This window comes from Enterobacter cloacae complex sp. OE43NF (assembly GCF_023544405.1).
Taxonomy (GTDB): Bacteria; Pseudomonadota; Gammaproteobacteria; order Enterobacterales; family Enterobacteriaceae; genus Enterobacter; species Enterobacter cloacae.
The window spans coordinates 1-7,537 of record NZ_JAMJFW010000087.1; the positions used below are offsets into that span (position 1 = coordinate 1).

Below are 7,537 nucleotides of genomic sequence, written 5' to 3' on the forward strand. Positions count from 1 at the left end.
ATTGAGAGAATATTGGTAATGTGATTGTTCGCTTTTATTCTCTCTCTCATTGTAGTTGGCGCGCAATGCTGTCTTCGTCACGCCTGCCCACTTAATGTGGCGCTTTTAAAGCAGGTGCAACGCTCTAGCGCTCATCGGGAGCACTGGAACGGGAGAACGCATGTTTTTACTCGGAAAAATGGCGGGATTTATGTGCTTTTTTTGACAGGCTACGCACGGCAAGTTCAAAGCGTTGATAGAGGTAAATTACACTCTTAGGCGGTAAATTTTTCAAAATTATTCACCCACTAAGCAGCATCAAGCCTGAAATACTTTCTACCGCGCTGTTCTGTTCTGACCTGCTACTTCTTCACCCTTATTCCTTGCGTTTCAACAGCGCACCAAAGAGGCGTGATTTCCCCCTATCTTGACTCAGCCTGCTTCTTGAGGTTTGTACGTTCGGCACCATTTAACCCGACAGTGCGCGCTCGTAGCCCCGCCACGCCTGCCCGCTTTATGGAGTGGTTTTCATGCAGGTGCATGATAGGCTCTCAACCGCGCCGTATCTGGCCTGGGAAGTAAAAATGCAAGTGCATAAAGTCATGCGATTTCATGCAGTATAGACATGCACTCAGGCTACAGACATCAAAAAACCCGGCACTGGCCGGGCTTAAGTGAGCTTTTCTGTTCAGGTCAGAACAGCTTTCTTTTTTTTCTGGCGTCATGTGATCCTGATACCGGTGCTGAACCGGTCAGACTCATCACGTCGTCCCGGAATCTCAACGGCAATATTTCATTCGTCCACTTCAGCATTAGATTCAGGATAAATTCACGATATAACGTATCTGTATCATTTGTCCCTTCAATAATGCCCGTTATATTCGCTGAGCTATTCCGCTCAAATTGTCTGTACTTCATCCTGAGCAGGCTGCTCAATTCGGCACCGTGGAAAATAAAAAAGTCTCGTAAAAGCTCATCGATACGCTCCTCAGTGATGCCATGATGGCAGTTCACATAGGCGTTTGCCTTACGTGCGGTCGCGTCAGCCTGTACCGGCAGCAGCTCTTCTTTTTCAGTAATCAGCCCGGCCAGTTCTGTGGCTGTTTCCTGTTGTTCCAGATACTCAGCCCGAAGAGCTTTCATCTCCGGTGTTACGATGCCGCCGCTCTGGTTAAGCAATTCCCTGAACTGCGCCCTATTGTCTTTGCTGGCCTGCTCAGTTTCGGTCTGATGCTGGCGCAGAGCCCTGAGGTTCTCATTGGCTGCTTCTTCGGCCTGTCTGGCCTCCGCCCAGGCCTGCATTTTTTGGTAAAGGTCGATTATTCGTGACTGCCAGTCGGAGGAAAGGCTTTTTGTCAGTTTTTCCGTCTCCCGGGCTATTTCATTTGCAGGCAAATTCATGAGCCAATCCGCATCCTGAAGCGGTTTTTTTGCCCTCGCGAGGAGTGTTACTACGTGTCCGGTTGCGGCCTGAATCTGGTTTTCAGTCAATTGTTGTTCTGCCATATCGTTGTTCCTCCTCATTTTATTTTGCATGACGGTCTTTAAGGGTACAGGCTGAACCGTAGCGGCCCAGTGTATGCGGCTGACGAACAAGAGAATCGCTCTGTGATTCAGGCTCAGGCGCCACTGGTTTATGGGGCTTCATAATTATCGTGTCCACACTTTCCAGGGCAGTAAATGTGCAGGAGCATTCAAGATTCTGGCACTGATACCATGAGCGTTTAACCGATGGAGCTTCATAGGCGCTGGTTCTGGCGTGTGCGACCGTGCCACATTCAGGACACTTCAGGGCCATATCAATACTCTCCTTTTTCATTAAGCCTGTTGAGGCGGGCCAGGAAAACTTTATGTTTTGCCGGAGTGAAAGTGGCTGAAGCATCAGCTCGCATTGATGCATCCACCTTTAATCCTGTTTCGTCGATAATGCTCTTATATGCTGCTGGAATTACAGGAGTACGGACTTCGGTTTGTCGGACTACAGCTGTGCGTAATATTTTCATTGCCGCCTCAAGCCCGTATGGTGCGCAAAGAAAAGGAGCCAGAGCGTCAGTGAGTGCATCACCATGCTCGCTCATGAAGTTTTCAGTTGCGCTTGTAACACAGCTTTCCAGCACGATCTGGTGAGCATAAAGACCGTCCCGGGCGGCGCAGTTAATCTGCCATTCGAGGAGTGCAAGACGCTCACGAAGATTCTCAAGCTTGCTGGCATGTGCTGCAGGTTTTTCTTCAGTATCCAGCAGAGCCGCCAGACGAAGCTGGCTGGTACTTTGCACATTACGTAGTGTCAGCCAGCTTTTTATCGCCGCTCGGTAGTCGTTGAGAGCTTCCTGAGTAATGGTTTCGGTATTCATCCCTTCTCACCCCCTTTAACTATGTCACGCTGTTTAAGCATCCGGGAACGCGCTGCAGGGCTGGGTGATTGTCTGGCATCCTGGAGGGCTTTATCGTCCGCATAAATGCTAATCCCCGGTAGGGCCATATCATCCGTTGAAGATACGTTATAGGACAGTGCCGGAGCGGTGAGTTGCTCGCTGATAAATTGCTTCAGCACACTTTCGGGGTCGTTTACGGTATGAACTACGCCGATAACGGAAGAAGCGCTTCGCCCCAGAGTCATTTTCAGCAACCCAAGGATCTGAATAAGTTTCTGGCCGTGTTCCTTCATAAACTCATTCCAGAGCCACACTGCATGAGTTTCAATCAGCCGGTTATGTTCGCTGATGTAACGGTTTGCAGCATCCGCAGTTTTCCAGGGCAGGAATTCATTTTCTGCGGCGTGAGCTGCAATCAATTCTTCGAACTCATCCAGCGTTTCGCGTCCCAGTGCGATTTCTGCCCGCAGTTTTTTCATTCGTGGCGTCATATTCCCCTGATTCTCACGAAACAGGTTTCGCCATTCATCATTAAGCGCCTGCGTCTCCGTTTTTGTATCTTCCTGACGTTTACGGATAGTTTCAGTCATTGCAGCGGCTTCGGTTTGTTTTCGCCGTTCTTCCTGCCAGACAGCTTTTGCTGCCTTAACTTTTTCCACCGCTTCGCGAATTTTCGGCGGCAGGGAGGGGGTAGTGTTTGCATCAGAGATCTGGTTAACAGTTGTCATGGCTGCTCCGGTAGTGTTTTGTTGTTGTGTCAATTGTGCCGGGGTCCATACAAGCGCACTACCGAGGAGGATTGTGTCAGTGACTGAACAATGACCTTGTTCTGGCTAGCCAGAGAAAGGTGTCATGTCTGATCTACACGCTTCCTTTAATACATACTATTCACTACTGTTCACTTCAATAAAAATACAGTAAATACATGTGGTTAAGTGGTGTAGTGTTTTAATCAAGGTGGTCATCTACTGTTCATGACTGTTCACAGAGATAAAATTAAATTTATATTTCTTTTTCATATAAGTCGCGATATTTATTTCAGTTTATTACTGGATCTTTTCTCCTCACCAATATTCACCCGTATTCAACACTATTCAATATACAGTATAAAATGTGTCTTATGTCTGTTTGAAAATTCAACACTTAACCTCCCTACACTCGGTTGCATTCCAGGAAAATATCCATAAAAATGAATCTGTCTGATGCTCATTAAACACATCCGGATAAATGCGGAAGGATGCGGGTAATTTAATTTTTTTAGTCATTAACTTAATTAATACGTATGATGAACTGTTTTTTATGAACGTTTTTTTGCTCTTTTATTAATCAGGTATTGTCTTCGTACTTATGATGTAACGCCCGGAATGATATGGTCTGGTTCATAATTGAGTTGTGATCCTGCCTGGTGTAATAGACTTTTTTATTCTTGATGCTCCTTATTATATTCCATAAAGGAATGTTTTGTTTTTGTCCGTTTCATACGGTTTTTAGCTGTTTTATTTTTTGAGAAATCAATATTTCACTCCAAATAAATAAAGCATGCGCGAGTCGCTTATATAAACATAATAAGGAGCTACCTGAATCCGGATGGAATTGCCCGGACTGTTGTAAACATATTAGAGAGGTAGCCAGATGAATAGTATTTCCGTTTCCACCCCGGCACCAGCTTCTCCGGTGCTCCCGGTTCCGGCTCAGCAGGAGCGCTTCATACGATTACCAGAAGTGATGCACCTTTGCGGGCTATCCCGTTCAACCATCTACGACCTTATCAGCCGCGATGCCTTCCCTCAGCAGATATCCCTGGGTGGAAAAAATGTGGCCTGGGTACAGTCGGAGGTCAGTGCATGGATGGCGGCGCGAATTGCTGCCCGCGAGCAAGGAGGCCATGCGTGAAACTGGCTTTGCCGTCTCATCTCCTTTTTTCTGGCTTGCGTCCTGATATCTTTTCCAGGTATAGTTTTCCTGCTGCCGCAAAATCGGCTGCCGGGCGTAGGAACCCGAGTTACTTATTGGCGACACCAGACGCGCCGTGCGTCTTTTTTTACGTCGTTGCTCAGGCACACCCATTTTTCGGGCTGCGGTGCTTATACCTTAGCCCCTTTCAGATAATGGTGGTCCGGGCGGGGCAGCCTTCGGGCTGGCCGGTTTCCAATAAGGCCGGTATTCCTACCCCCGTTCGGGTCACCACCCATGAGCGTAGGAACTCCGGTGGTGGCATTTACCGCTACTTATTGGAGGTTGCCCTTATGGCTACGATCCTCGCCCCATCACATCCTCAATTTATATTTGTTTTTGCCGCCGTTCGTCGTGCAGAACGTAAACCACGTATCAGTATGCTGCGTATCGTCGCCAGCAATGAGCATCATGCACGTCTTTCACTGGTCCATGAGTATGTGCTTTGCCTTGCTGCTCGCCTGCCTGTCCGGGAGGTGATCTAATGAATCACGCCGCAATCTCTTATGACGATATTGTCCGCCTGAAGCATCTTCGTAACGTGGGGGAGTTTGTCACCGGAATGGCTGTTCTTCAGGATTGCTACGAAAAACCTGCCGGTGCTCAATGTGAGCAACTGGTTTCCCTGATTTATCTGATGACAGAGCAGCTTGATGGCGTGGTACAGCGTTGCCAGGATGACCTGCTGAACATGGAGGTGGTGCAATGAAATCACGCACTCTTTCCCTTTCACTTCGGGTTGCGTTGTATCGCCGCGCGGTAGCCTGCGCATGGCTGAGTGCCTGCCATCAGCAAAACCGCCACCTGCAGCTGACTCTGGATGAAATTGAAACCGCTATTGCCCGTGAGCTTGAAGGATTTTATCTGCGACAGCACGGGCAAACAAAAGGCATGGAAATCGCCTGCGCCCTGCTTTCAGACCTGATGGAATCCGGCCCTCTAATGTCCTGTCCCGCACTCTCCCAGCTTGGAATAGCCGTAATGGATGAGTTATGCGTCCGTCACATCAAAAAGCCAGTTTTACACTGAGGGAGAGCTGCATCATGTCAGGAATGAAAGTCAGTCAGGCCGTGAAGGCTGCCCGCGGTCACTGGGCTCAGATTCTGCCAGCGCTGGGCGTGAATATATTGAAAAATCGCCATCAGCCTTGTCCGGTCTGTGGCGGTAAAGATCGTTTTCGCTTCGACGATCAGGAAGGACGCGGAACATGGTTCTGCAATCAGTGCGGAGCCGGGGATGGTTTAGCGCTTGTCACCAGGGCACTGAATGTGGATATCAGTGAAGCAGCTGACAGGATACATGGAATGACACATGGCCTGTCTATAGCTAATTCCGAAGTCAGGACGTTAACCGCCGATACCGATAGCGGGAAAGATGCAGCGGCAGCACTTGCCGCGCGACTGCTGCAAGCCTCGCGTGAATCTGCCGGAAATACTTATCTTACACATAAAGGTTTCCCGGAACATATTTGCCATGAGCTGACTTCAGCTCATAAAACCGGTGGGGTGATGTTCCGCCCCGGTGATTTGATCGTCCCGCTTTATAACGCTGACGGGGAGCTGGTGAATATTCAGCTTATCAGTGGCAATGGTAGCAAGTGTTTTCTTAAAGGAGGTCAGGTTAAGGAGGCCTATCATCTGATAGAAGGGGGCGGGAGTTCAGTAAGAAGGATGTGGATTACGGAAGGCTACGCCACGGCGCTTACCATTCATCATCTGACTGGAGAAGCCGTCATGGTGGCATTTTCGGCGGTCAACTTTCTTTCTCTGGCCAGCGTTGCCCATAACAAGTATCCGGGGTATCAGCTAATTATTGCAGCGGACCGAGATCTGAATGGTTCAGGCCAGAACAGGGCTGAAGCTGCTGCAAAAGCGTGTCAGTGTGACATTGTGCTGCCACCGGTTTTTGGTGACTGGAATGATGCGCTTGCCCATTACGGAGAGGAATCCACCCGGAAGGCAATTCTTGAGGCTTTGAGGCCACATAACGCCAGTCCTTTCGACACGATGAGTGAAGCAGAATTCACAGCGATGAGTGTCAGCGAAAAAGCTCAGAGGGTTCGGGAGCATTACAGGGATGCGCTGGCGGTTGATCCGAACGGGCAGCTTTTATCCCGCTATGAGTCTGGGGCGTGGAAAGTGATTTCTCAGTCTGATTTTGCCCGAGATGTCGCAGCCCTTTTCCAGCGCCTCGGTGCACCGTTTTCCTCAGGAAAGATTGCCTCACTGGTGGAAACATTAAAGTTAATTGTTCCGCAGCAGCAAAATCCGGCACGTCATCTGATCGGTTTTCGTAATGGCGTCCTCGATACGCGAACAGGGCTGTTTAGTCCGCACTGTAAAGAGAAGTGGCTGCGTACCCTGTGTGAAGTTGATTTCACGCCACCGGTAAATGGGGAAACGCTTGAAACTCATGCCCCGGCATTCTGGCGCTGGCTGGACAGGGCAGCCGGGCGCAAGCCAGCAAAACGCGACATTATTCTCGCAGCGCTGTTTATGGTGCTGGCGAACCGCTATGACTGGCAGCTCTTTCTGGAAGTGACTGGCCCTGGCGGAAGTGGCAAAAGTATCCTTGCTGAAATTGCAACGATGCTTGCAGGAGAGGATAACGCCACCTCAGCGACAATTGAAACTCTGGAGTCCCCGCGAGAACGTGCGGCTCTGATCGGTTTTTCTCTTATTCGCCTGCCTGATCAGGAGAAGTGGAGCGGCGATGGCGCCGGGCTTAAGGCTATAACCGGTGGCGATGCAGTATCTGTGGACCCCAAATATCAGAATGCTTATTCAACACATATTCCGGCGGTTATCCTGGCCGTAAATAATAATCCTATGCGCTTCACTGATCGCAGTGGTGGTGTGTCTCGCCGGAGAGTTATTCTGCATTTTCCTGAGCAGATAGCACCGGAAGAACGCGATCCGCAGCTAAAAGATAAAATTGCTCAAGAACTTGCTGTGATTGTTCGCCAGCTCATGCAGCGTTTCAGTGATCCGATGAGTGCCAGAACATTGCTTCAGTCGCAGCAGAATTCTGATGAGGCTCTCACCATCAAGCGTGATGCTGATCCAGCATTTGATTTTTGTGGCTATCTTGAGGCATTACCCGACACCAACGGCATGTTTATGGGGAACGCCAATATTGTCCCGCGCCAGCCACGTACATACCTTTACCATGCTTATCTCGTATACATGGAGGCTAATGGCTATAAAAATACCCTCAGCCTGACAATGTTT

9 protein-coding genes are annotated in these 7,537 nt (G+C 49.3%); 5 read left to right on the forward strand and 4 right to left on the reverse strand.

The features are described from left to right. Positions 1-672: 672 nt before the first annotated feature. From M8370_RS22490 to M8370_RS22505, 4 genes are read right to left on the reverse strand one after another with little or no spacing between them, the layout of a single operon-like run. Positions 673-1,485 (reverse strand): phage polarity suppression protein, encoded by an 813-nt coding sequence (locus M8370_RS22490; protein WP_250021771.1) that lies wholly within the window; start codon positions 1,483-1,485, stop codon positions 673-675. Positions 1,486-1,504: 19 nt separating this feature from the next. Further along, positions 1,505-1,777 carry an ogr/Delta-like zinc finger family protein gene (locus M8370_RS22495; RefSeq protein WP_079781189.1) on the reverse strand — a complete coding sequence of 91 codons (273 nt, stop codon included), beginning with the start codon at positions 1,775-1,777 and terminating at the stop codon, positions 1,505-1,507. Between the two features lies 1 nt (position 1,778). Beyond that, positions 1,779-2,333, reverse strand: a complete 555-nt coding sequence (locus M8370_RS22500; RefSeq protein ID WP_108463260.1) for a phage polarity suppression protein — start codon at positions 2,331-2,333, stop codon at positions 1,779-1,781. Further along, a complete protein-coding gene (locus M8370_RS22505; protein ID WP_108463261.1) occupies positions 2,330-3,082 on the reverse strand; it encodes a phage polarity suppression protein in 753 nt (250 codons plus the stop codon). Before M8370_RS22505 ends, M8370_RS22500 begins: the two co-directional genes overlap by 4 nt. Before the next feature lie 904 nt (positions 3,083-3,986). On the opposite strand from M8370_RS22505, the gene M8370_RS22510 reads away from it, so the two are divergent. The 5 genes from M8370_RS22510 to M8370_RS22530 form a co-directional block, all read left to right on the forward strand. Continuing rightward, positions 3,987-4,247 carry a helix-turn-helix transcriptional regulator gene (locus M8370_RS22510; RefSeq protein ID WP_108463263.1) on the forward strand — a complete coding sequence of 87 codons (261 nt, stop codon included), beginning with the start codon at positions 3,987-3,989 and terminating at the stop codon, positions 4,245-4,247. Then, positions 4,244-4,792 (forward strand): host cell division inhibitor Icd-like protein, encoded by a 549-nt coding sequence (locus tag M8370_RS22515; RefSeq protein ID WP_044265083.1) that lies wholly within the window; start codon positions 4,244-4,246, stop codon positions 4,790-4,792. Before M8370_RS22510 ends, M8370_RS22515 begins: the two co-directional genes overlap by 4 nt. Further along, complete coding sequence (locus tag M8370_RS22520) at positions 4,792-5,016, forward strand: hypothetical protein (protein ID WP_108463265.1); 225 nt, start codon at positions 4,792-4,794, stop codon at positions 5,014-5,016. Before M8370_RS22515 ends, M8370_RS22520 begins: the two co-directional genes overlap by 1 nt. Further along, positions 5,013-5,336: a DUF5375 family protein gene (locus tag M8370_RS22525; RefSeq protein ID WP_023304676.1), complete on the forward strand. Its 324-nt coding sequence runs from the start codon at positions 5,013-5,015 to the stop codon at positions 5,334-5,336. The genes M8370_RS22520 and M8370_RS22525 overlap by 4 nt, the downstream gene beginning before the upstream one ends. A gap of 14 nt (positions 5,337-5,350) precedes the next feature. Beyond that, the coding region (locus tag M8370_RS22530) for a primase-helicase zinc-binding domain-containing protein (protein WP_250021772.1) at positions 5,351-7,537 on the forward strand (2,187 nt) is incomplete at its 3' end.